21 protein-coding genes are annotated in these 24,800 nt (G+C 53.7%); 3 read left to right on the forward strand and 18 right to left on the reverse strand.

Annotated elements, in window-relative coordinates:
- Positions 1–47: 47 nt before the first annotated feature.
- The 5 genes from G5574_RS13670 to xylF all read right to left on the reverse strand — a co-directional run bounded on the left by G5574_RS13670 (position 48) and on the right by xylF (position 6,142).
- A complete protein-coding gene (locus G5574_RS13670; RefSeq protein ID WP_133745822.1) occupies positions 48–485 on the reverse strand; it encodes a GNAT family N-acetyltransferase in 438 nt (145 codons plus the stop codon).
- Between the two features lie 674 nt (positions 486–1,159).
- The gene (gene xylR, locus G5574_RS13675; RefSeq protein WP_164482751.1) at positions 1,160–2,335 is read right to left on the reverse strand and encodes a D-xylose utilization transcriptional activator XylR; all 1,176 of its coding nucleotides are present in this window, start codon (positions 2,333–2,335) and stop codon (positions 1,160–1,162) included.
- Positions 2,336–2,428: 93 nt separating this feature from the next.
- Entirely contained in the window at positions 2,429–3,610 is a 1,182-nt protein-coding gene (xylH, locus tag G5574_RS13680; RefSeq protein WP_110268680.1) for a xylose ABC transporter permease XylH, read from the reverse strand.
- Positions 3,603–5,123 (reverse strand): xylose ABC transporter ATP-binding protein, encoded by a 1,521-nt coding sequence (locus G5574_RS13685; RefSeq protein ID WP_006121215.1) that lies wholly within the window; start codon positions 5,121–5,123, stop codon positions 3,603–3,605. The genes xylH and G5574_RS13685 overlap by 8 nt, the downstream gene beginning before the upstream one ends.
- A gap of 26 nt (positions 5,124–5,149) precedes the next feature.
- Positions 5,150–6,142, reverse strand: coding sequence for a D-xylose ABC transporter substrate-binding protein (gene xylF, locus G5574_RS13690; RefSeq protein ID WP_058701546.1), 993 nt, complete (start codon positions 6,140–6,142; stop codon positions 5,150–5,152).
- A gap of 354 nt (positions 6,143–6,496) precedes the next feature.
- Between xylF and xylA the strand changes: the two genes are divergently transcribed.
- Positions 6,497–7,819, forward strand: coding sequence for a xylose isomerase (gene xylA, locus G5574_RS13695; protein WP_033737241.1), 1,323 nt, complete (start codon positions 6,497–6,499; stop codon positions 7,817–7,819).
- A 17-nt stretch (positions 7,820–7,836) separates the two neighbouring features.
- Positions 7,837–9,282, forward strand: coding sequence for a xylulokinase (xylB, locus tag G5574_RS13700; RefSeq protein WP_164482752.1), 1,446 nt, complete (start codon positions 7,837–7,839; stop codon positions 9,280–9,282).
- Between the two features lie 58 nt (positions 9,283–9,340).
- On the opposite strand, the gene G5574_RS13705 is transcribed toward xylB, so the two are convergent.
- The 7 genes from G5574_RS13705 to pstS all read right to left on the reverse strand — a co-directional run bounded on the left by G5574_RS13705 (position 9,341) and on the right by pstS (position 16,355).
- Entirely contained in the window at positions 9,341–10,441 is a 1,101-nt protein-coding gene (locus G5574_RS13705; RefSeq protein WP_052133176.1) for a GNAT family N-acetyltransferase, read from the reverse strand.
- Between the two features lie 12 nt (positions 10,442–10,453).
- Positions 10,454–11,692, reverse strand: a complete 1,239-nt coding sequence (locus tag G5574_RS13710) for an MFS transporter (RefSeq protein ID WP_033737237.1) — start codon at positions 11,690–11,692, stop codon at positions 10,454–10,456.
- 110 nt (positions 11,693–11,802) lie between these two features.
- Positions 11,803–12,540 carry a phosphate signaling complex protein PhoU gene (phoU, locus tag G5574_RS13715; protein WP_006121211.1) on the reverse strand — a complete coding sequence of 246 codons (738 nt, stop codon included), beginning with the start codon at positions 12,538–12,540 and terminating at the stop codon, positions 11,803–11,805.
- Between the two features lie 17 nt (positions 12,541–12,557).
- On the reverse strand, positions 12,558–13,331 hold the full coding sequence (pstB, locus tag G5574_RS13720) for a phosphate ABC transporter ATP-binding protein PstB (protein WP_033737235.1): 774 nt from the start codon (positions 13,329–13,331) through the stop codon (positions 12,558–12,560).
- A gap of 44 nt (positions 13,332–13,375) precedes the next feature.
- Complete coding sequence (pstA, locus tag G5574_RS13725; RefSeq protein ID WP_033737233.1) at positions 13,376–14,266, reverse strand: phosphate ABC transporter permease PstA; 891 nt, start codon at positions 14,264–14,266, stop codon at positions 13,376–13,378.
- Positions 14,263–15,225, reverse strand: a complete 963-nt coding sequence (gene pstC, locus G5574_RS13730; RefSeq protein ID WP_006121208.1) for a phosphate ABC transporter permease PstC — start codon at positions 15,223–15,225, stop codon at positions 14,263–14,265. Before pstC ends, pstA begins: the two co-directional genes overlap by 4 nt.
- An 86-nt stretch (positions 15,226–15,311) precedes the next feature.
- Positions 15,312–16,355: a phosphate ABC transporter substrate-binding protein PstS gene (gene pstS / locus G5574_RS13735; RefSeq protein WP_006121207.1), complete on the reverse strand. Its 1,044-nt coding sequence runs from the start codon at positions 16,353–16,355 to the stop codon at positions 15,312–15,314.
- Positions 16,356–16,539: 184 nt separating this feature from the next.
- On the opposite strand from pstS, the gene G5574_RS23725 reads away from it, so the two are divergent.
- Complete coding sequence (locus G5574_RS23725) at positions 16,540–16,767, forward strand: hypothetical protein (RefSeq protein ID WP_226374602.1); 228 nt, start codon at positions 16,540–16,542, stop codon at positions 16,765–16,767.
- A gap of 192 nt (positions 16,768–16,959) precedes the next feature.
- Here the strand turns inward: G5574_RS23725 and glmS are convergent, their stop codons facing one another.
- From glmS to atpA, 6 genes are all read right to left on the reverse strand, one after another.
- Positions 16,960–18,789 carry a glutamine--fructose-6-phosphate transaminase (isomerizing) gene (glmS, locus tag G5574_RS13745; RefSeq protein WP_033737230.1) on the reverse strand — a complete coding sequence of 610 codons (1,830 nt, stop codon included), beginning with the start codon at positions 18,787–18,789 and terminating at the stop codon, positions 16,960–16,962.
- A 145-nt stretch (positions 18,790–18,934) separates the two neighbouring features.
- The gene (gene glmU, locus G5574_RS13750) at positions 18,935–20,305 is read right to left on the reverse strand and encodes a bifunctional UDP-N-acetylglucosamine diphosphorylase/glucosamine-1-phosphate N-acetyltransferase GlmU (protein WP_006121204.1); all 1,371 of its coding nucleotides are present in this window, start codon (positions 20,303–20,305) and stop codon (positions 18,935–18,937) included.
- 161 nt (positions 20,306–20,466) lie between these two features.
- On the reverse strand, positions 20,467–20,886 hold the full coding sequence (locus tag G5574_RS13755) for a F0F1 ATP synthase subunit epsilon (RefSeq protein ID WP_013023936.1): 420 nt from the start codon (positions 20,884–20,886) through the stop codon (positions 20,467–20,469).
- Between the two features lie 24 nt (positions 20,887–20,910).
- A complete protein-coding gene (gene atpD, locus G5574_RS13760; protein WP_006121202.1) occupies positions 20,911–22,308 on the reverse strand; it encodes a F0F1 ATP synthase subunit beta in 1,398 nt (465 codons plus the stop codon).
- Between the two features lie 30 nt (positions 22,309–22,338).
- Positions 22,339–23,205 carry a F0F1 ATP synthase subunit gamma gene (gene atpG / locus G5574_RS13765; RefSeq protein ID WP_006121201.1) on the reverse strand — a complete coding sequence of 289 codons (867 nt, stop codon included), beginning with the start codon at positions 23,203–23,205 and terminating at the stop codon, positions 22,339–22,341.
- Between the two features lie 52 nt (positions 23,206–23,257).
- Positions 23,258–24,799: a F0F1 ATP synthase subunit alpha gene (gene atpA, locus G5574_RS13770; protein ID WP_028725331.1), complete on the reverse strand. Its 1,542-nt coding sequence runs from the start codon at positions 24,797–24,799 to the stop codon at positions 23,258–23,260.
- Position 24,800: the final 1 nt, after the last annotated feature.

Here is a 24,800-nt window from a genome sequence, read left to right on the forward strand (position 1 = left end):
GACAGTGCCCATCGTGATTTCAGGCCTGTAGCCCAGCGGATTGATGCTCAGAGCCTGATGTTATAACGGACAATATCATCCACCTGTGCCAGCTTATCGTACAATCTGCGGGCAGGATTGTTTTCATTTGTCACCCAATATACTTTCGCCCAACCCAGTTCACGGGCTTCATCGCAGACTGCTACGATTAGGGCTTTTCCCGCACCTACGCCGCGCTTGTTTTCCTTAACAAAAAGATCTTCCAGATAGCATACGGGCTGGATGACCCAGGTCCCTTCGTGTATCACGCATATCGCGAAACCGATCACGCTGCCGTTGTGTTCGGCGAGTCGACATATGAGCGCGGAGTCAGGTGAATGGATTCTCTGCCAGGTAGATAGCGTGACGCTCTCATCCAGGTGATGACCATAAAACAGCAGGTAATCTTTCCAGAGCCCCAGCCAGGCTGCGTAATCATCCGGCAGGGCATTACGAACGTTAAGCATTGACGTTCCTTTTAGTCAATGGGCCAGATAACTCGCCGCTGTAATGCCATGACGACGCTACACATCGCGGATACGAAAACAGCGACTGACGGCTTGTTGGAGCCTGCTCAATCAGTAAAGCAGCTGTCTCCCTCAGAAGCTATCTTAATGCGATGGAGTCTGTAAAATCGTGGCTGATGACCATAATAACGATGACAGCGCAGGCGCATTCAACCAGGGTATTACGAATGGCTGTGGAATTTTGCGATTCCTACTTAAGCGAGGCAGCGGCCCAGCCCTTTCTCAAAGAAAACCATAATATAAAGAAGTATATTTTCGACAGTCTGTCAGAAAAGCACTGAACTACATAGTTCCTCAATAAAAGGGTGCCCATGGATCATGGTGATTGTTAAACAGAGTGACAGCAAGCTCTGCCACACTGTTTAACAGAACATAACCTCAGAAAATTTTGAGTAATTAATTATATAAATCAACAAATTAACTCTTTTACATCTACTTAATATGCCTTACGGTGTTACTCAGTTGAATATATTCATTCTGACATTCTCGTCTTGTCTTTCAGAGAAAATATAAGTGGAAAGCCAGCCCAGGACATTCGGACCGGCTTCCTTATAGATGATGGCGACAGGTCATCGGTTCATTCATGCACTCACAGAAATGCCAACGTCGCCTTCTTACGCCACTTCTCCATTTTCCTGCCTGTACTCTTTCGGTGTCGTCGCATAGCTCTTCTTGAACACCGAATAGAAATACTGCAATGAGGGATAACCACACATCTGCGAGATCTCATTGATACTGAGTGACGAGCCCGCCAGCAGTTCCTTTGCCTTTTCCAGCTTTTCGCGATGGATCATGGCGTGAATCGTATCGCCGGTTTCGTCACGGAAACGCTTCTCCAGGTTAGAACGCGACAGGCCAATGGCATCCAGTACCTGCTCCACCTTAATGCCCTTACAGGCGTTAAAACGGATAAAATGCATCGCCTGAATCACTGCAGGATCGTGCAGCGAGCGGAAATCGGTTGAGCGGCGGGCAATCACTTTCACTGGCGGTACCAGAATGCGCTGGAGCGGCAGAACCTGCTTATCCAGCAGGCGGTGTAACAGCTTAGCGGCCTGATAACCCATTTGTCGTGAACCCTGAACTACCGAGGAAAGCGCGACGCGAGAGAGATAACGGGTCAGTTCTTCGTTGTCGATGCCAATTACGCACAGCTTCTCAGGCACCGGAATCTTCAGGTGCTCGCAGGCCTGCAGCAGATGACGCGCACATGCATCAGTGACAGCAATAATGCCGGTATGCGGAGGAAGGGTTTGCAGCCAGTCGGCCAGGCGGTTTTGCGCGTGCTGCCAGTTCTCAGAGGCGGTTTCCATGCCCTGATAAACCACGCCCATATAGCGCTCACGCATGACGCGTTGGCGAAACGCCAGTTCGCGCTCCTGCGCCCAGCGTTTACCACTGGAAGCCGGCAAACCGTAAAATGCAAAACGGTTGATACCGCGCGCTTTCAGGTGCAGGAAGGCACTTTCCACCAGCGCGCTGTTGTCGGTGGCAATGTAGTGTACCGGCGGGTAATCCTCTTCACGATGATAGGAGCCACCCACACCGACGACCGGCACCGCCACGTCTGCCAGCGAACGCTGAATGGCGCTGTCGTCATAATCCGCAATCACGCCGTCGCCCAGCCACTCATGGATATTATCAATGCGGCAGCGGAAATCCTCCTCAATGAAAATATCCCAGTTTGTCTGTGAAGCCTGTAAATACTCGCCAACGCCTTCAACCACCTGACGATCGTAAACCTTGTTGGCGTTAAACAGCAGGGTAATGCGGTATCGTTTCTCATGCATAGTGGCAGCGTCCCGTTAACTCCCAGCGAATTGCATAGCACAGCTGGATGCATCACAGAAATGGTTTGCGCCACAGTGTGATCGTTCACACGATTACATACGGCGGCGCGTTGCGGTGTCCATCCAGACCGCCAGCAGCAAAATCGCCCCTTTAACGATATATTGCCAGAAGGTCGGCACATCCATCATGCTCATGCCGTTATCCAGCGAGGCCATGATAAACGCGCCCATCACCGCCCCGGCGACGGATCCGACGCCGCCAGCCAGGCTGGTGCCGCCGATAACACAGGCTGCAATCGCATCCAGTTCGGCGATGTTCCCGGCAGAAGGCGATCCCGCGCCCAGACGTGAGCTGAGGATCAGCCCCGCGATCGCCACCATCAGGCCATTGATGGCAAACACCGCCAGCTTGGTGCGCGCCACATTGATACCGGAAAGCCGGGCGGCATCAATATTGCCGCCGATGGCGTAAATGCGGCGGCCAAAAGCCGTGCGGGTGGCCATAAACATTCCCGCCAGCAGCAGCAATGCCAGCAGCAGTACCGGAGTAGGTACGCCACGGTAATCATTCAGCAGCCAGATCGCCCCCAGCACCAGCACGGCGGTGATCGCCTGGCGTGCCACGGTGCCGGTTGCCGCCGGTTGAGCCAGCCCCAACTGCTGACGACGCAGCCGTAAGCGCCACTGCCACAGAATAAACAGTGCCAGGCCGATAAAGCCAAAACCAAAACCGAAGCCGCCTGGCAAATAGCTTTGCCCAATCTGGGACATCGCCGGACTGGTCGGGGCAACGGTAGTTCCGTCGGTGATACCGACCAGGATACCGCGAAACGCCAGCATACCGGCCAGCGTTACGATAAACGAAGGCACCTTGCGGTAGGCCACCCACCAGCCATTCCAGGTGCCCAGCAGCAGGCCAAGCACCAGCGTGACCACAATGGTCAGAGGCAGCGGCCAGCCCAGCCAGACGTCAAAGATCGCCGCCGCGCCGCCCAGCAGCCCCATCATAGAGCCAACTGAGAGGTCGATCTCAGCAGAGATAATGACAAACACCATGCCCACCGCCAGGATGCCGGTTATCGCCGTCTGGCGCAGCAGGTTAGAGACGTTGCGCGGGCTGAGCCAGGCACCGTCAGTAGTCCAGGTAAAAAACAGGGCAATCAACACGATCGCCCCCAGCATGACCAGCACCTGCAAATTACGCAGGCCGAGTTTGCTGGAGACGGGCTTGTTGGCCGGCGTCGATACGGCGGGCTTGGTTTCGCTGTTAAGCATAATGTTCACTCCGCAGAGCGGCTTCCATCACCTGCTCCTGAGTCAGATTGTCGTTAATCAGATCGGCTTTGATTTGCCCTTCATGCATCACCAGAATGCGGTCGCTGAGGCCCAGCACTTCGGGCAACTCAGACGAGATCACAATGACGGAGATGCCCTGCTGTACCAGCGCATTGATTAGCACATAAATTTCCTGCCGCGCACCCACATCAATACCGCGCGTGGGCTCATCCAGAATCAGAATTTTTGGATTGAGCAGCAGGCATTTCGCCAGAATCGCTTTTTGCTGGTTGCCGCCGCTGAGGCGGCCAATCGGCAGTTCAGGTGACGAGGTTTTGACCCGCAAGCGGGCGATAGCGGCATTAATGGCGTGCAGCTCGCTGGCTTCGTCAATTGTGGACAGGCGCTGGCTGAACTGATCCAGCGCCGCCAGAGTGATGTTTTTGCCCACGCCCATCAGCGGCACAATGCCGTCTTTTTTACGATCCTCCGGCACCATGGCAATGCCGTGCGCGATTGCCTCCTGACAGTCGCGGATAGTCACTTTGTTGCCGTTAATCCGGATCTCACCCTGCCAGCGACCAGGCCAGACGCCAAACAGACACTGAACGGTTTCCGTTCGGCCAGCACCGACTAATCCGGCGATACCAAGGATCTCTCCCTTACGCAGGGTAAAGGACAGGTTATTCACGCGCTTGATGTGGCGGTTGACCGGATGCCAGGCCGTCAGGTTGCTGACCTGCAGCACCGTGTCGCCAATCTCGTGAGGTGAATGTGGATAGAGCGCCGTAAGTTCACGTCCGACCATCATGGTGATGATATCGTCCTCACTCAGGCCCGCCGCCGGACGAGTGGCAATATGCTGACCATCGCGAATCACGCAGATGGTGTCCGAAATCGCCCGCACCTCGTTCAGTTTGTGCGAGATATAAATACAGGCGATACCGTGCTCGCGCAGGTTGTGGATGATACTGAGCAGTACCGTGGTTTCCTGCTCGGTCAGCGAGGACGTCGGCTCATCGAGGATAAGCAGTCGCACCTGTTTGTTGAGCGCCCGCGCAATCTCCACCAGCTGCTGCTGCCCCAGGCCCAGCTCACCCACGCGTGTGTCGGGCGAGACGTTAAGTTTGACCCGTTCCAGCAACTGCTGGCAGCGCAGCGTCATGGTTTCATCGTCCACCATGCCAAAGCGCCCCAGCTCTGCGCCCAGGAAGATGTTCTCCATCACGGTCAGTTGCCGTACCAGCGCCAGCTCCTGATGGATAATGACAATCCCTTTGCGTTCGGTATCGCGAATAGTCTGTGCCTGGATCGGGTCCCCGGAAAACTGAATCTGCCCCTCAAACTCCCCGTGCGGATACAGTCCGCACAGGATTTTCATCAGGGTCGATTTGCCAGAGCCGTTTTCACCACACAACGACAGCACTTCACCGGCATCCAGTTGCAGGCTGACGTTGTCCAGCGCCTTCACCGCGCCGAAACGCTTGGTGATATTTTTCATTTCCAGCAACATCGGTCTTCTCCTTCGCAGGATGGCGATCAGAGTTCACTCTTCTTGTGGAAACCGTCTTTCACCACGGTACTGTCGATATTGTCTTTGTTGACCTCGATGGGCGTCAGCAGGCGCGACGGCACATCTTTCAGGCCGTTGTTGAGTTTGGCATTGCTGGCAGGCGTCTGACCGTTGCCCAGCTCGACGGCGACATTAGCTGCTTCAGTCGCCAGTTCTTTGATCGGTTTGTACACCGTCATGGTTTGCGTGCCATTCATGATGCGTTTGATGGCGGCCAGATCGGCATCCTGCCCGGAGATGGCGACCTTACCGGCCAGCCCCTGCGCGCTGAGCGCCTGGATCGCTCCCCCCGCGGTAGCATCGTTTGAGGCCACAACGGCATCGATGTGGTTTTTATTGGCGGTCAGGGCGTTTTCCATGATTTTCAGTGCATTTTCCGGCAGCCAGGCATCAACCCACTGGTCACCGACAACTTTTATGCTGCCATTATCAATAGAGGGTTTTAACACCTTCATCTGCCCTTCGCGGAACAGGCGGGCGTTATTATCGACAGGCGATCCGCCCATCAGGAAGTAATTGCCTTTGGGTACTTTTTTCACCAGGCTTTCGGCCTGCATTTCGCCGACTTTTTCATTATCAAACGAAATATAGAAATCGATATCGGCATTATTAATCATGCGATCATAGGCCAGAACTTTAATGCCTTCGCGTTTCGCTTCTGCCACGACGTTACTTAATACCTGACCGTTGTAGGGAATAATAACCAGCACATCCACGCCGCGGTTGATCATATTTTCGATTTGCGACATTTGCGTTTCTTCGTTGCCATTGGCAGACTGCACGAAGACTTTCGCGCCCTTTGCTTCCGCCTGTTTAACGAAGATATCGCGGTCTTTTTGCCAGCGTTCCAGACGTAAATCGTCAATGGCCATGCCGATTTTGACTTCTTTTGCCAGACTGGCCTGACTGAACAGCGTAAGCGCCGCAAGCGCAGCGAGTAATACGGGTTTCATTTTCATCATGGTCATCCTGTAGGGAACGGTTATTGTCGTTGTAAGGCTATGAACCAGGCGGATGAATTGTTCACCTTATTTTTACCTGCCAGCAATTACTGATTTTTATCCGGCTATTACGTTTTTTGGTTTATTTCTGAATTTTTGAGCGCGATCCAAATTTTAACATTTTCAGACTCGCCGTTACCGCAAACTGCACAGCATGAGGTCATCTCATTGTCATATTTTTTTGAGAGCAAGCGCACAATAAATAATTCTCTTACTGCCTGTGTGAAATATCGTAATTGAGTGGTCAGAAAGCGGATACGCACAATATGGCTTCTGGGTAACCCATTCGGGACCACTGTTAAGGAGCAAACCATGCACGCTTATTTTGACCAGCTTGATCGCGTTCGCTACGAAGGCGCAAAAACCAGTAATCCTCTGGCCTTCCGCCACTACAACCCTGACGAAGTCATCCTGGGGAAAACCATGGCTGAGCATCTGCGCTTCGCCGCCTGTTACTGGCACACCTTCTGCTGGAATGGCGCGGACATGTTTGGTGTCGGCGCTTTTGATCGTCCATGGCAAAAAGCGGGCGATGCGCTGGCGCTGGCCAAACTGAAAGCGGACGTTGCCTTTGAGTTTTTCCACAAGCTGAACGTGCCTTACTACTGCTTCCACGATGTGGACGTCTCACCTGAAGGTGACTCCTTAAAAAGCTATCGCGAAAACCTGGCGGTAATGACCGATACGTTGCAGGCGAAACAGCAGGAAACGGGCTTAAAACTACTCTGGGGCACCGCTAACTGCTTTACACATCCGCGCTACGGTGCGGGTGCCGCCACCAATCCGGATCCGGAAGTATTCTCCTGGGCCGCCAGTCAGGTGTGCAGTGCAATGAAAGCGACCCAAACGCTGGGGGGCGAAAACTACGTACTGTGGGGCGGACGCGAAGGCTATGAAACGCTGTTAAATACCGACCTGCGCCAGGAGCGCGAGCAGATTGGCCGCTTTATGCAGATGGTCGTTGAACATAAGCACAAAATCGGCTTCCAGGGCACGCTCCTGATTGAACCCAAACCGCAAGAGCCGACCAAACATCAGTACGATTATGACGTCGCGACGGTTTATGGCTTCCTGAAGCAGTTTGGCCTGGAAAAAGAGATTAAGGTAAACGTGGAAGCCAACCATGCCACGCTGGCGGGTCACTCATTCCATCACGAAATAGCGACGGCAATTGCGCTGGGTGTATTTGGTTCGGTCGATGCCAACCGGGGTGATGCCCAGTGCGGCTGGGACACCGATCAGTTCCCGGTCAGCGTGGAAGAGAACGCGCTGGTGATGTATGAAATTATCAAAGCAGGCGGCTTTACCACAGGCGGCTTAAACTTTGATGCCAAAGTACGTCGGCAGAGCACCGACAAGTACGATCTGTTCTATGGACACATCGGTGCCATGGACACGATGGCGCTGGCGTTGAAAGTGGCGGCGCGTATGCTGTCTGACGGTGAGCTTGATCAGCGCGTGGCACAGCGCTACAGCGGCTGGAACGGGGAGTTTGGTCAGCAGATTTTGAAAGGTGAGTTTTCACTGGAAACACTCGCGGCCCATGCGCACCAGCAGCAGTTCAATCCGCAACATCGCAGCGGTCGCCAGGAACAACTGGAAAACCTGGTGAATCATTACCTCTATGACTTCTAATCCGTAAGGAGCGCGACATGGTAATCGGGATCGATATCGGCACATCCGGCGTAAAAGTCGTGTTGCTGGATGTGCAAGGGCAGGTGGCGGCGGTGGAAACGGCCCCACTAACGGTTTCCCGCCCGCATCCGTTATGGAGCGAGCAAGATCCCGAAAGCTGGTGGCAGGCCACGGATAAGGCAATGCAGGCACTGGCACAACGGCACGACCTGAGCACGGTGAAAGCTGTGGGCCTGACAGGACAGATGCACGGCGCGACCTTGCTGGACGCGCAGCATCGGGTGCTGCGTCCCGCCATTCTCTGGAACGACGGGCGCAGCGGCGATCAGTGCCGTGAACTGGAGCAGCGGGTACCTGACTCTCGGCGCATCACCGGTAACCTGATGATGCCAGGCTTTACCGCGCCCAAACTATTATGGGTGCAACAGCACGAACCAGACATTTTTGCCCGGATTGCCAGGGTGCTGCTGCCTAAAGATTACCTGCGCTGGCGCCTGAGCGGCGAGTTTGCCAGCGACATGTCTGATGCAGCCGGAACCATGTGGCTGGATGTGGAAAAGCGTGACTGGAGTGAGGAGATGCTCGCGGCCTGCGGGCTGGATCACAGCCAGATGCCAGCCCTGTTCGAAGGAAACCAGATTACCGGTACTTTATCAACCGCGATCGCGCAGCGCTGGTCGCTGCCGCAGGTGCCGATCGTGGCGGGCGGCGGCGATAACGCGGCAGGCGCGGTCGGCGTCGGCATGGTCGCGCCGGGGCAAGGGATGTTGTCACTCGGTACCTCCGGCGTGTACTTCGTGGTCAGCGAAGGCTATCTCAGCAATCCCGAGCAGGCGGTACACAGCTTTTGTCATGCGCTGCCGCAGCGCTGGCACCTGATGTCGGTAATGCTGAGCGCCGCTTCCTGCCTGGACTGGGCAGCGTCACTGACGGGCTGCGATGATGTCCCGCACCTGTTAGCCGAAGCGGAACGTGCAAAAGACGATGCGCCCCCCTTGTGGTTTTTGCCTTATCTTTCCGGTGAACGCACACCGCATAATAATCCGCATGCCTGCGGCAGCTTCTTTGGGTTTACCCACCAGCATGGGCGACCCGAGCTGGCGCGCGCCGTGCTGGAAGGCGTCGGTTTTGCGCTGGCGGATGGCATGGATGTGGTTCACGACTGCGGCGTAACACCCGAAAGCATCATGCTGATTGGCGGTGGAGCACGAAGTCGCTACTGGCGGCAGATGCTGGCAGATATCAGCGGACAAACACTGGACTACTGCGAAGGTGGCGATGTCGGCCCGGCGCTGGGTGCCGCCCGACTGGCGCAGATGGCAATGGATAACAACCTGACCATTCCGGCCCTGAAGCAGGTGCAGCGCCATGAGACAGATCCGGCTCGTCATGCACATTATCAGCCGAGACGTGAGACGTTCAGTCGGTTGTATCAGCAGTTGCTGCCGCTGATGAATCTGTAATTCAGCCAGAGGGCAACGGTGTTGCCCTCTGGCTGCGCAGGGTTTTCATCGTCGCCGATCAAGGCTGTCCTGCTGGAAGAAATTCATATCTGAGCACGCATCGACGGCCTGCTTTTTCGGCTACGCGGATTGAGGGACGATTCCCCGGAACAATCGTGCCCGCTAACAGGGAATTTCGTTTACCCGAAAGACACAGCTGTTTTCTTAAAACCTGCTGAGCAAGGGATGCCAGCGATCTCCCTTGATATTCAGGCAATATCACTTCCTCAGTTATCTGGAATGCCTGAAGAAACCCTACCGTACCTTCCTCACAAACAATAAACCCGACACGTTGTGCTTCTTCATAAAGAATAAAAACACTGCCATCAGAAATTTTTTCCATCAGTGTCCTTTCATTCGTCGGCAGTAAACTTTCTTTCAAAGCAGGCATGGCTTCCCATGCCCGTTGATAAGCGTCAGTCAACCCTTGCATGCACCAGCTCAAACTTCTTGCGTCAGCGCGAATTAGTGTCAAATGATGTTCTTCAGCCTCGTTTCCCTTGCTGGTGAGGGCTGAGGCATAGATGAGTTGATCCGTTTCTCCGCATACAGGAATGTCGCCAGGCACGAGAATGCGAACACGCTGAGGCTTAATTTCTGACCATTCCCTGCAAATTTTCGTTATGACATGCGAAGTAATGGGGGCATCAAATGCCACGATATCGACAAAAGGACGGGCCAGATCGCCTGCCATGTAACGTGGGCCCGTCAGGTAATGCCCGCCATCCACATCGACCTGACGCTGAAGAAAATAATGCGCAGGGAGTCCCGTTTCCTTCCACGGAAACTGTGTGGCAAATGACATATCGCAACACCATGAGCGTTGCATGCTAAGCCATTTTTCCAACTGAAACCTTAAGGCTTCTTCTGTCAAAGGAAGACTTTTGTAGTAATCGAGTAAACTGGCCAGCATGGTGCGAACCCTGATGAATACGATGAAATCATTGCCTGTTTTCGCGCGGCGAAGTTCCGCATTGCGTCTTTCCACCAACATCGGCCTGGAATGAATACGCAAACAGCCAGTGTAACCATGCGCAATGGACGAATTCAGTTCAGCAAACGATCCGGGCATCCCCAGCCAACTTAAACCGGCTTCATTATAAAGCCGGTTAAGTGACATCAGCCGGGTTACTTAACCAATCGCCCCCAGCGCATCGTCCTGACTTTGCTTTTTCGGCAGCAGGAACAGCGTTGCTGCAATATCCAGCAGGTAGATCAGGGCCAGTAGCGTGATAGCAGCCACGAAGGAGAATTTACCCGCCAGCAGCCCGATTACCAACGGACCCAATCCACCGACGCCGCGCCCCAGATTAAACAATACGTTCTGCGCGGTCGCACGAACCTGCGGCGGAAAGGTATCTGAGATCAATGCGCCATAGCCGCCAATCATACCGTTGACGAACAGGCCCATCAGCGCACCGGTAAACAACATCACGGTCGGATCGCGCAGTTGCGCATAAACCACAACCATCACGACCGCACCGAACTGGTAAAGCAGGAAAATTTTCCAGCGCGCAAAGCGATCGGCCAGCACGCCAAACAGCCAGATGCCAAAGGTCATGCCCACCACGGTTACTGCCGTCCAGACGCCGGATTTGGTCAGACTGAAACCGAAGTTAGAGGACAAGTAGCTGGGCATCCAGATCATCAGGCCGTAATAACCGAAGTTCTGAACGGAACAGAGAATAAAGATCCCCAGGCTGGCTTTGCTGGTGGCGCGGTCTTTAAACAGCAGTTTCAGTCGGGCGGGAAAGGACAGCGAGGGAACATGTTTAATTTGACGGGTGAAGCTCTCGGGTTCGCCCATGCTGCGGCGAATAACAAATGACACCAGCGCGGGCAGTAATCCCACCAGGAACATGCCGCGCCAGCCAATCACACTCAGTAAAGGCGGGGTGATAAATGCCGCCAGCAGTACGCCGAGTTGCCAGCCGATGCCGACCCAGGCCGAGGCGCGGTTGCGCTTTTCTGCCGGCCAGGCTTCTGCAATCAGCGCCATGCCGATGCCAAACTCACCGCCCAGTCCCATGCCCGCCAGCGTACGGTACGCCAGCAGATCCCAGTAACCCTGCGCCACTGCACACAATCCGGTAAAGACAGAGAACATCAGTATCGTGATGGTTAACACACGAATGCGCCCATAGCGATCGCTGAGGTGGCCAAACACAATGCCGCCGATGACCGCGCCGATCAGCGTCCAGGTCACCAGTGAACCAGCCTGTGACGGATCCAGTGCCAGCGACAGGCTGATAGCGGGCAGCATAAACCCGAGAATCAGCAGATCGAATCCGTCCATGGCATAACCGCTGACGGCAGCCAGCATCGCTTTCGCAGGCGTAATGCTCTGCTTAACAGGGGAAGAAGAGGACATGAGTGCGCACCCGTTGGTTAAAAAACTGGCGCAAGTATAAAGAGCTAAGAGGATGGGGTCTATGCAGAATAGCCGGAGCCGTGCGCCTTATGGCGCACGGTTGCGCGAGATCAAGACGGTTTGTTGCTACCGTCGTCGTCACCGGATAACAGCGCGTCCAGCCTGTCGCCGCCCACGTGACGGAAATCCTGACCTTTCACGAAGTAGAAAATGATTTCGCAGATATTCTGGCAGCGGTCACCGATACGTTCGATGGCGCGGGCGCAAAACAGCGCCGTCAGAACGCTGGGAATCGTCCGCGGATCTTCCATCATGTAGGTCATCAGCTGACGCACAATGCCTTCGTACTCTTTATCCACTTTCTTGTCTTCGCGGTAGATCTGTACGGCTTCGTTAAGATCCATGCGCGCAAAGGCATCCAGCACATCATGCAGCATCTGCACAGTATGACGGCCCAGCGACTCCAGGCTGACCAGCAGCGGCAGATGTTGCTGGCCAAACTTCTCCAGCGCAGTGCGGCTGATTTTCTCGGCAACATCGCCGATGCGTTCCAGTTCGGAGATGGTTTTGATAATCGCCATGACCAGACGTAAATCGATAGCGGTCGGCTGACGTTTGGCGATGATGCGCACACAGGCTTCATCAATCTCCACTTCCATCATGTTGACCTTCTGGTCACCATCAATGACGCGCTGGGCCAGTTCGCCATCCAGATTATGCATGGCGGTAATGGCATCGGTCAGCTGCTGCTCAACCATGCCGCCCATGATCATCACCTGCGTGCGGATGTGCTCCAGCTCAGCGTTAAACTGACCGGAGATGTGTTTATTCAGATTTAAACTGTCCATGGCGATCTCCTGTCTAATCAGCCGTAGCGACCTGTAATGTAGTCTTCCGTTTGTTTCTGTGCCGGCTTGGTGAACAGCGTGTCGGTGTCGCTGAATTCAATCAGTTCGCCCAGATACATAAACGCCGTGTGGTCGGAACAACGTGCCGCCTGCTGCATGTTGTGTGTCACGATCACGACGGTGTAATCCTGCTTCAGTTCAGTAATGAGTTCTTCGATACGGCCGGTAGAAATGGGATCCAGCGCTGAACAGGGCTCATCCAGCAGCAGGACTTCCGGACGAATGGCGATACCGCGCGCAATACACAGACGCTGCTGCTGGCCGCCTGACAGACTGTAGCCACTCTGATGCAGCTTGTCTTTGGTTTCAGTCCACAGGGCTGCCTTGGTAAGCGCCCACTGCACACGCTCGTCCATATCGGCGCGAGACAGCTTTTCAAACAAGCGCACGCCAAAGGCGATATTGTCATAAATCGACATCGGGAAAGGCGTTGGCTTCTGGAACACCATGCCAACCCGGGCGCGCAGCAGGGCGATATCCTGGTTGGACGCCAGAATGTTGTCGCCGTCCAGCAGAATATCCCCTTCCGCGCGCTGCTCGGGATAGAGCGAATACATTTTATTGAAGGTTCGCAGCAAAGTGGATTTACCACAGCCTGAAGGGCCGATAAAGGCCGTCACCTGATTCTTCGCAATATCCAGGTTGATGTTCTTCAGAGCGTGAAACTTGCCGTAATAAAAATTCAGATTACGGACCTGAATCTTACCCGCTGATGCAGTCGCAGTACTCATTGCTTTTCTCTCTTATACGACACCGCACAGGGCCGTGTCAGTCGTTAACCGTGTTTACCCTTGGCGAATACCACGCGTGCTACGATATTTAACAGCAACACACAGAGGGTAATAATCAGTACGCCCGCCCAGGCCAGACTTTGCCACTCGGCGAACGGACTCATCGCAAATTTAAAGATGGTGACCGGCAGGTTTGCCAGCGGCTGCATCATGTCGGTGCTCCAGAACTGGTTCGACAGCGCAGTAAACAGCAGCGGCGCGGTTTCGCCCGCGATGCGCGCTACCGCCAGCAGTACACCCGTAATAATCCCGGATACGGACGCTTTCAGCGTAATGGCGGAAATCATCTTCCATTTCGGCGTACCCAGCGCATAGGCTGCTTCGCGCATGCTGTCAGGCACCAGTCGTAACATGTTTTCCGTCGTGCGAATCACTATTGGAATTTGTAACAACGCCAGCGCTATCACACCTGCCCAGCCTGAGAAATGGTGCATCTGCGCCACGACAATGGTGTAGACAAACAGGCCCACAACAATCGATGGGGCAGACAGCAGGATGTCGTTAATGAAACGAATCACTTCCGCCAGTAAAGACTTACGACCATATTCTGCCAGATACACACCCGCCAGAATGCCCAGTGGCGTGCCAATGAATGTCGACCATAAAATCAGTAAACCGCTACCTACCAGCGCATTGGCTAATCCGCCTCCCGCCGTGTTTGGCGGCGGTGTGGACTCGGTAAACAGCGACCATGAAAGCCCGTCAATGCCGCGGCTCACGGTGGTAAACAAAATCCAGACCAGCCAGAATAAGCCAAATGCCATCGTCAGCAAGGACAGCGTTAAGGCGATTTTGTTCTTGGTGCTACGCCACGACTGCATTTTGCGACGTGACGCTTCCAGTTCGGCCCGAGCCTGTACTTCCATTGTTGTCATGATCGCGCTCCTTCACTTTTTGCCAGACGCATAATCATTAACTTGGAAATCGCCAGCACAATAAAGGTGATAACAAACAGAATCAGGCCCAGTTCCATCAGTGCCGCTACGTGAACACCCGATTCGGCTTCAGCAAACTCATTCGCCAGTGCCGAGGTGATACTGTTGCCTGGCATAAACAGTGAGGCACTGTCGAGCTGGTAGGTGTTACCGATAATAAAGGTGACCGCCATGGTTTCGCCCAGCGCACGTCCCAGGCCCAGCATGATGCCGCCGATGACGCCGTTTTTAGTAAACGGCAACACGATGCGCCAGATCACTTCCCACGTGGTGCAGCCAATCCCATAGGCTGACTCTTTCATCATCACCGGCGTCTGCTCAAACACGTCGCGCATGACTGAAGCAATATAGGGAATGATCATGATGGCCAGAATCACACCTGCGGCCAGAATACCGATACCAAACGCCGGACCGGAGAACAGAGCGCCAATAATCGGAATGCCCGAGAGGACATCACCAACGGGCGTCTGGAAATATTCTGCGAACAGCGGAGCAAAGATAAATAAGCCCCACATACCATAAACAATACTCGGAATCGCAGCGAGCAGCTCAATTGCGGTTCCCAGTGGACGTCGTAACCAGCCTGGTGAGAGTTCGGTCAGAAAAAGAGCAATACCGAAACTGACCGGTACCGCAATAATCAACGCAATGATTGAGGTGACAAGTGTGCCGTAAATCGGCACCAGTGCACCAAATTGTTCGTTAGGGGCGTCCCAGGTTTTGGTCCACAAAAACGCGAAACCAAATTTCTGTATGCTTGGCCAGGAAGAGAAGATCAGGGAGACGATAATGCCGCCCATAAGCAACAGAACAATCAGCGCAGAGAGTTTTACCAGCGCGCCAAAAATTCGGTCACCTTGCTTACCTGGGGCTTTGAATGCCGACTTCGTTGCAGCCATAGAAGTCTTCGTCCTCAGAAGTTATCAGGGCGGCAGACGCCGCCCTTGAAGGCTGACCAGCACGCAGGCTGGTCAGGGTCATTCACTTACTTATAAAGCGCTTTACCAGAACTGTCTTTGATATTGGCTTTCCAGGCAGCACGGATCTGCTGAACCACGCTCTCCGGCAGGGTGGCATAATCCAGCGCATTGGCCGTTTTACCGCCATCTTTGTAGGCCCAGTCAAAGAACTTCAGGACTTCGGCACCTTTCGCCGCATTAGTCTGATCTTTGTAAATCAGGATAAAGGTGGTTGAGGTGATCGGCCATGCATCATTGCCTTTCTGGAAGGTCAGATCCTGAGCAAACGATTTGCTCCAGTCTGCGCCTTTCGCGGCATTAGAGAAGCTGGTTTCGCTTGGCGCAACCGCTTTGCCGTCCGCATCCATCAGTTTGGTATAGGTCAGGTTATTCTGTTTGGCATACGCGTACTCAACGTAACCAATAGAACCTGGCAGACGCTGTACAAACGCTGCTACGCCATCGTTACCTTTACCGCCCAGACCGGTTGGCCAGTTAACGGTGTTGCCTTTACCAATTTTGCTGTTCCACTCTTCGTTCACTTTCGCCAGGTAGCTGGTGAAAACGAAAGAGGTACCTGAGCCATCCGCGCGACGCACCACGTTGATGTTGGTATCGGGCAGTTTCACGCCTGGGTTCAGTTTAACAATCGCAGGATCGTTCCACTTTTTGATGTTACCCAGATAGATGTCGCCAACGGTTTTACCGTCCAGCGTCAGCTGACCAGATTTGATGCCTGGCAGGTTAACCGCCAGCACCACGCCACCGATTACGGTAGGGAACTGGAACAGACCATATTTCTGCAGATCTTCGTCTTTCATAGGCGCATCGGAGGCACCGAAATCAACGGTTTTGGCGATAATTTGTTTTACACCGCCAGATGAACCAATGCCCTGATAGTTGATTTTGCTACCGGTGGCTTGCTGATACTCTGCTGCCCACTTGGCATAAACCGGCGCCGGGAATGTACCGCCAGCACCGGTCAGATCGGTGGCTGCAAATGCAGAAACCGCACTAACGGCAAGAGAGGCGGCGAGGATTCGGGCTACGGTGCTACGCATCAGTGTCATGTTCCCTCCAGGGGAGAAAAGTCAGGCTAAGTGCCTTTTTAGTAAGAGTCAGTGATTGCTGCAGGAGGGAAAATAGGACAGTTTAGTGACAGAAAAATGTAGTTAATATTACAGTTATATGACAGGCACAATTATTGCTCATTTCATAAGACTCCTCTCGAAAAGAACATGTTCGATGAGATTTATGAAGAAGCTTCTGGTGTGCAATGTCGTCCTGCTCTGTACGCTGGCAGGCTTAAAGGCGGATGATACGACACCCACGATTCATTTAGATAAATTTTATACCGCAGCTAATAACAGAGGCGCTCTGGCTATATTGGGTTATTACGGCGCCGTTAAACAATCATCCGTCGATGTTGAAGGTGTTATTGCAATGAAAGATAAGATTAAAGACTTAACAAAAACGCTATAAAATCAGGCAAATATCCTCAGTCAACTCGCCAAAAGCTAAGCAACAATGAGGATACGATCAATAACCTGCAGCGTTCACTCGATGAGGCTAACCGCAAAATCAGCGATCAACAGCGTGCACTGGAGCAATGCAGTAGCAAGATCAAATAAATGAAACGCGTGAATCCCGTCGGGGATTCACGCATAAGATGCATTACTCGACCGTTACCGATTTCGCCAGGTTACGCGGCTGATCCACATCGGTGCCTTTGATCAGGGCCACATGATAGGAGAGCAGCTGGAGCGGCACGGTATAGAAGATAGGCGCAATGGCCTCTTCGACGTGCGGCAGAGGAATGATTTTCATTCCTTCGCTGTCACTGAAACCGGCATCCTGATCGGCAAACACGTACAGCAGACCGCCACGCGCGCGTACTTCTTCGATATTCGATTTCAGCTTCTCTAACAGTTCATTGTTCGGTGCCACCACAATGACCGGCATATCGGCATCGATCAACGCCAGCGGACCGTGCTTGAGTTCCCCTGCCGCATAGGCTTCCGCATGAATATACGAGATCTCCTTCAGCTTGAGCGCCCCTTCCATCGCGATAGGGTACTGATCGCCACGACCAAGGAACAGGGCATGGTGCTTATCAGAGAAATCTTCGGCCAGGTTTTCAATCAGCTTGTCCTGCGCCAGCATTTGCTCAATGCGGCTTGGCAGAGCCTGCAGACCATGCACAATTTCGTGCTCTTTTTCTGCGGACATGCCGTTCAGGCGACCGAGTTTTGCCACCAGCATCAGCAGTACGGTCAGTTGAGTGGTAAAGGCCTTTGTAGAGGCTACACCAATCTCCGTACCCGCTTTGGTCATCAGCGCCAGATCGGATTCACGTACCAGCGACGAACCCGCGACGTTACAGATAGCCAGCGATCCCAGGTACCCCAGCTCTTTCGACAGGCGCAGCGCGGCCAGCGTATCCGCCGTTTCCCCCGACTGAGACAGGGTAATCAGCAGGCTGTTTTTACGTACCGCCGATTTACGGTAGCGGAATTCGGACGCAATCTCGACATCACAAGGGAGGTTTGCCAGCGCCTCGAACCAGTAACGCGAGACCATGCCAGAGTTGTAAGAAGTGCCACAGGCGATGATCTGGATGTGCTCAACCTTGCTGAGCAGCGCTTCTGCATTTGGCCCCAGTTCGCTGAGATCGACTGCACCGTGATTAAAACGCCCCGTTAAGGTGTTTTTAATCGCATTTGGCTGCTCATAGATCTCTTTTTGCATGTAATGGCGATAGATACCTTTATCGCCGGCATCGTACTGTACGCTGGATTCGATCTCATCGCGGCGCACGGTATTACCCGCACGATCGACGATCGTAACATCGCGACGGCTGATTTCAGCGATATCGCCCTCTTCCAGATAAATAAAGCGGCGAGTGACCGGCAACAGTGCCAGCTGGTCAGAAGCAATGAAGTTTTCACCCACACCACGACCGATCACCAGTGGGCTGCCTGAACGGGCGGCCACCAGACACGATGGATCGCGACTGTCCATGATCACCATGCCATAGGCACCGCGTAGTTGGGGAATCACACGCTGCACGACTTCACGCAGCGAACCGCCCTTTTTCTGCTCCAGATGAACCAGATGCGCTACCACTTCGGTATCGGTTTCTGAGCTGAAATGGTAACCCTGCGCAATCAGCGCTTCACGAAGCGGCTCATGGTTTTCGATAATACCGTTGTGCACTATAACGATGTGCTCAGAAACGTGCGGATGCGCATTGGCCTCTGAGGGTTCGCCATGGGTTGCCCAGCGCGTATGCGCGATACCGGTTCCGCCGTTCAGAGGTTGTTCTTCCGCTGCGGCAGCCAGCATCTGAACTTTGCCCAGGCGACGCAGACGGGTAACATGACCTTGCTGATCGACGACGGCCAGACCAGCTGAGTCATAACCGCGGTATTCCAGGCGGCGTAAACCTTCTAACAAAATTTCTGCGATATCACGTTGTGCTACTGCACCAACAATTCCACACATAAGTTATTTCCTGACTTCATGGCTGTTTGCCATTGCGTTGTCATATGACCTGATAGTCCGGCATTGCCGGTTCCCCGAGCCTTGTAGAGAGTGGGGATTATAGTTTTGGTACTGCAAGCGGCCCGTTTAGCCCGGGCCGTAAAAATTATTTTTTCTTCTGCGGGCGCTGCCAGCCGGCTTTGTGATTCTGCTCTTTACGGTTATAGACCAGATCGGCAGTGGAAATGTCTTTCATCACCGTTGTTCCGGCGGCAATCGTTGCGCCTGCCGCCACACTCACCGGTGCGACCAGCTGCGTATCCGAGCCAACAAATACATTGTCACCAATAACGGTTTTGAATTTGTTTGCGCCATCGTAATTGCAGGTAATCGTCCCTGCACCGATATTCACATTGGCACCGATCTCCGCATCACCCAGATAAGACAGGTGACCTGCTTTAGAGCCTTTCCCGAGTCGGGCTTTTTTCATTTCAACAAAATTGCCGACGTGGGCGGCCTGGGCCAGTTCACTGCCGGGACGTAAACGCGCGAACGGGCCGACCGTACAGTCAGTGGCCAGATTCGCATCCTCGATCACCGAATAGGGGCTAATCTCGCAATCATCGCTGATGACGCTGTTTTTAATGACGCAGCCCGCACCAATTTTGACCCGGTTGCCCAACGTTACCTGGCCTTCAATAATGACGTTGACGTCGATCTCAACGTCCCGACCATGCTGCAGCGTGCCGCGCAGGTCGAAGCGTGCCGGATCGCGTAGCATAACGCCCGCAAGCAGCAGTTTTTCTGCCTGCTCCTGCTGGTAAGTGCGCTCGAGAGTTGCCAGTTGCAGACGGTTATTTACGCCATCAGTTTCGCTATTGCGTGCCGGGTGTACCGCATTGATGACCCGACCTTCCTGATGCGCCAGGGCAATGATGTCGGTGATGTAATATTCACCCTGAGCATTATTATTGGTAAGTTTTGCCAGCCAGCGTTTTAGATCACCACCGTTAGCGATCAGGATGCCAGTATTGATTTCATTAATGGCCAGTTGCGCAGGGCTGGCATCTTTCTGCTCAATAATGCCGACGATGGTGCCATTTTCACGCACGATGCGGCCGTAGCCCGTAGGGTTATCCAGTACGACGGTTAACAGTCCAATCCCGCCTTCCGGCTTCGCGTCGCGCAGACGTTGTAATGTCTCTTCAGAAATCAGCGGAACATCACCATAAAGCATCATGATGTCTTCGTCGTCTGCAAAGTGCGGAGCTGCCTGCTGCATGGCATGCCCGGTACCGAGTTGTTCTGCCTGCAACACCCAGTTAACGGCACTGTCGGTTAACGTGGCTTTGAGCTGGTCACCGCCGTGTCCGTAAACCAGATGAACCTGTTGCGCACCCAGCCCTTTTGCGGCATCAATGACGTGCTGAACCATCGGTTTACCTGCCAGCGTATGCAAGACTTTTGGCAGATCGGAATACATACGGGTGCCCTTGCCAGCCGCAAGAATCACCACACTCATCGCACTGTTAGACATATCTATCCTGACTGATTTTTGACTGAGGAACGTTAAACGATTTAGCACTGAGATTACTACATTTTTCTCGTTCCGAAATTAGCTATTATCCCGCTATCCGGGCTTCAGATAAAAAAAATGCCAGCCCAATGGGCTGGCATTTCGTGACGCATAAAGCCGGATTACATCGCTTTTTTGGTCAGCTCGATCACGCGCAGTTTGGCAATGGCTTTCGCCAGTTCCGCAGAAGCCTGAGCATAGTCCACGTCGCCGTGGCTGCTGTTCATATGCTCTTCTGCTTTACGTTTTGCTTCCAGGGCACGCGCTTCGTCCAGATCGGTACCGCGAATAGCGGTATCGGCCAGAACGGTAGTGCTGCCAGGCTGCACTTCCAGCACGCCGCCAGAGAGGTAAATAAACTCCTCTTCGCCGTGCTGTTTCACGATACGGATCATTCCAGGCTTAATGGCAGTCAGCAGCGGGGCGTGGCCAGGGAAAATCCCCAGTTCACCTTCGCTACCTGACACCTGAATTTTCTGTACCAGACCAGAGAACAGTTGGCTCTCTGCACTGACAACATCCAGGTGATAAGTCATAGCCATAATTTTCCTCCTGGGAAACCGTTATTACAGTTTCTTCGCTTTTTCGACCGCTTCTTCGATGGCACCAACCATGTAGAAGGCCTGCTCTGGCAGGTGGTCAAATTCACCTTCCATGATGCCTTTAAAGCCACGGATGGTGTCTTTCAGCGTCACGTATTTACCTGGAGAACCGGTGAACACTTCTGCTACGAAGAACGGCTGAGACAGGAAGCGCTGAATCTTACGCGCACGTGCCACCAGCAGTTTGTCTTCTTCAGACAGTTCGTCCATACCCAGGATGGCGATAATGTCTTTCAGTTCCTGATAACGCTGCAGCAGTGACTGTACGCCACGTGCAACATCGTAGTGCTCCTGACCCACAACCAGTGGATCCAGCTGACGGCTGGTTGAGTCCAGCGGATCAACGGCTGGGTAGATACCCAGAGAGGCGATCTGACGGCTCAGGGTGACTGTTGAGTCTAAGTGAGCAAAGGTGGTTGCCGGTGACGGGTCAGTCAGGTCATCCGCAGGGACGTAAACGGCCTGTACGGAGGTGATTGAACCGGTTTTGGTGGAGGTAATACGCTCCTGCAACACACCCATCTCTTCTGCCAGCGTTGGCTGATAACCTACCGCAGATGGCATACGACCCAGCAGTGCAGAGACTTCTGTACCAGCCAGGGTATAACGGTAGATGTTGTCGATGAACAGCAGAACGTCACGGCCTTCATCACGGAATTTCTCCGCCATGGTCAGACCGGTCAGTGCAACGCGCAGACGGTTACCCGGCGGCTCGTTCATCTGGCCATACACCAGCGCAACTTTGTCGATAACGTTGGAGTCAGTCATTTCGTGGTAGAAGTCGTTACCCTCACGAGTACGCTCACCCACGCCGGCAAATACCGAGTAACCTGAGTGCTCAGCCGCAATGTTACGGATCAGCTCCATCATGTTTACGGTTTTACCCACACCCGCACCACCGAACAGACCGACTTTACCGCCCTTCGCGAACGGACACATCAGGTCGATAACCTTGATGCCGGTTTCCAGCAGTTCCTGCGAGTTAGACTGCTCTTCATAAGAAGGCGCAGGGCGGTGAATAGAGGAAACCTCTACTGCACTGCCATCTTCTTCTTTCAGGTCGCCTTTCATGTCGATAGGCTCGCCCAGCACGTTCATGATACGGCCGAGGGTTGCTTTACCAACCGGTACCTGGATCGGTTTTTTCAGGTCGGCAACTTCCAGACCGCGCTTCAGGCCGTCAGAAGTACCCATGGCGATAGTACGCACTACGCCACCACCCAGCTGCTGCTGAACTTCCAGCACCAGACGAGCATCACCATTCTTAACCTCAAGAGCGCTGTACACTTGCGGTACTGCATCCTGAGGGAATTCGACGTCAACTACGGCGCCGATAATCTGGACAATCTTTCCAGCTGCCATCTTGAATCCTCTACCTAATTCCAAACCTGGTTAAACCGCGGAGGCTCCCGAGACGATCTCGGTAAGTTCCTGGGTGATGCTGGCCTGACGAGCTTTGTTGTAAACCAACTGCAGCTCTTTGATCAGATTTCCGCCGTTATCGGTTGCAGCTTTCATTGCCACCATACGTGCGGCCTGCTCACTGGCCAGGTTTTCCACCACACCCTGATAAACCTGCGATTCGACATAGCGACGCAGCAGCGTATCCAGCAGCGCTTTCGGATCGGGCTCGTACAGGTAATCCCAGGTCTTCGCCTTCATCTCTTCTTCACCTTCCGCTGGCGGTAACGGCAGCAGTTGGGTAATGGTCGGAGTCTGAGACATGGTGTTGTTGAACTTGTTGTTAACAATGTACAGCTTGTCGATACGGCCTTCATCGTAGGCCTGCAACATCACTTTTACCGGGCCAATAAGATCAGACAGCGCAGGCTTATCGCCCATGCCAGTGACCTGTGCCACTACATTGCCACCAACAGCGCCGAAGAATGACACGCCTTTCGATCCCACAATGGCCAGATCGCTCTGTACGCCTTTGTCGGACCAGGCCTTCATCTCTGCCAGCAATTTTTTGAACAGGTTAACGTTCAAACCACCACAAAGCCCGCGGTCAGTCGAAACGACCAGGTAGCCGACGCGCTTAACGTCGCGCTCATCCAGGTAAGGGTGCTTGTATTCCAGATTGCCTAACGCAAGGTGACCAATCACTTTGCGCATGGTATCTGCATACGGACGGCTGGCCGCCATGCGTTCCTGCGTTTTACGCATTTTGGAGGCGGCGACCATTTCCATCGCTTTGGTGATCTTCTGCGTATTTTTTACGCTTCCAATCTTGGTACGTATTTCTTTTGCGCCGGCCATTAGCTTCTCCTCAAAGCCTTGCGGCCTGCCTTTTCAGACAAGCCGCCAGACATTACCAGGACTGGGTTGCTTTAAACGTCTCGAGGAGGCCTTTCAGCTTCTCTTCGATGTCGTTATTGAAGTTACCAGACTGGTTGATTTCAGCCATCAGCTCGGCGTGATCGCGATCTGCGAACGCCAGCAGAGCCGCTTCGAAGCTACCAATTTTTGCCAGCTCAACGTCGTTCAGATAGCCGCGTTCCGCTGCGAAAAGAACCAGACCCTGTTGCGCGACAGACATCGGCGCATACTGTTTCTGCTTCAGCAGCTCGGTCACTTTCTGACCGTGGCTCAGCTGTTTACGGGTTGCATCGTCCAGATCAGACGCAAACTGGGAGAATGCAGCCAGTTCACGGTACTGTGCCAGCGCGGTACGAATACCACCGGACAGTTTCTTGATGATCTTGGTCTGAGCAGCACCACCTACACGGGATACAGAGATACCCGGGTTAACAGCCGGACGGATACCGGAGTTGAACAGGTTAGACTCCAGGAAGATCTGACCATCAGTAATCGAGATTACGTTGGTCGGAACGAACGCAGAAACGTCACCCGCCTGAGTTTCGATGATAGGCAGTGCGGTCAGAGAACCGGTCTGGCCTTTTACTTCACCATTGGTGAAGCGCTCAACGTAGTCAGCGCTAACGCGTGATGCACGCTCCAGCAGGCGAGAGTGGAGATAGAACACGTCGCCCGGGAATGCTTCACGACCTGGTGGACGGCGCAGCAGCAGAGAAATCTGACGGTATGCAACAGCCTGCTTAGACAGGTCATCGTATACGATCAGCGCATCTTCACCGCGGTCACGGAAGTATTCGCCCATGGCGCAACCCGCATACGGAGCCAGGTACTGCAGTGCAGCAGACTCAGATGCAGAAGCCACAACAACGATGGTGTTAGACAGCGCACCGTGTTCTTCCAGTTTACGTACCACGTTAGAAATGGTTGACGCTTTCTGACCAATCGCAACGTAGACACACTTGATGCCTGAATCACGCTGGTTGATGATGGCGTCGATTGCCATCGCGGTTTTACCGGTCTGACGGTCACCGATGATCAGCTCACGCTGGCCACGGCCGATTGGAATCATCGCATCGACAGATTTGTAACCCGTCTGAACAGGCTGGTCTACGGACTGACGATCGATAACACCGGGTGCAATCACTTCGACTGGCGAGAAGCCGTCGTTGTCGATTGCGCCTTTACCGTCGATAGGTGCACCCAGGGTGTTCACCACGCGGCCCAGCAGGCCACGGCCAACCGGTACTTCCAGAATACGGCCAGTACACTTGACCTTCATGCCTTCGGCCAGGTCAGCATACGGACCCATCACCACGGCACCTACAGAGTCACGCTCGAGGTTCAGGGCGATAGCGTAACGGTTTCCCGGCAGGGAAATCATCTCACCCTGCATTACATCGGCCAGGCCGTGTACGCGGATGATACCGTCACTTACAGAAACAATAGTACCTTCATTGTGAGCTTCGCTCACGACATTGAACTGAGCAATGCGCTGCTTGATCAGTTCGCTGATTTCGGTGGAATTCAGTTGCATA

It is taken from the genome of Pantoea stewartii (assembly GCF_011044475.1).
GTDB classification, from domain to species: domain Bacteria; phylum Pseudomonadota; class Gammaproteobacteria; order Enterobacterales; family Enterobacteriaceae; genus Pantoea; species Pantoea stewartii.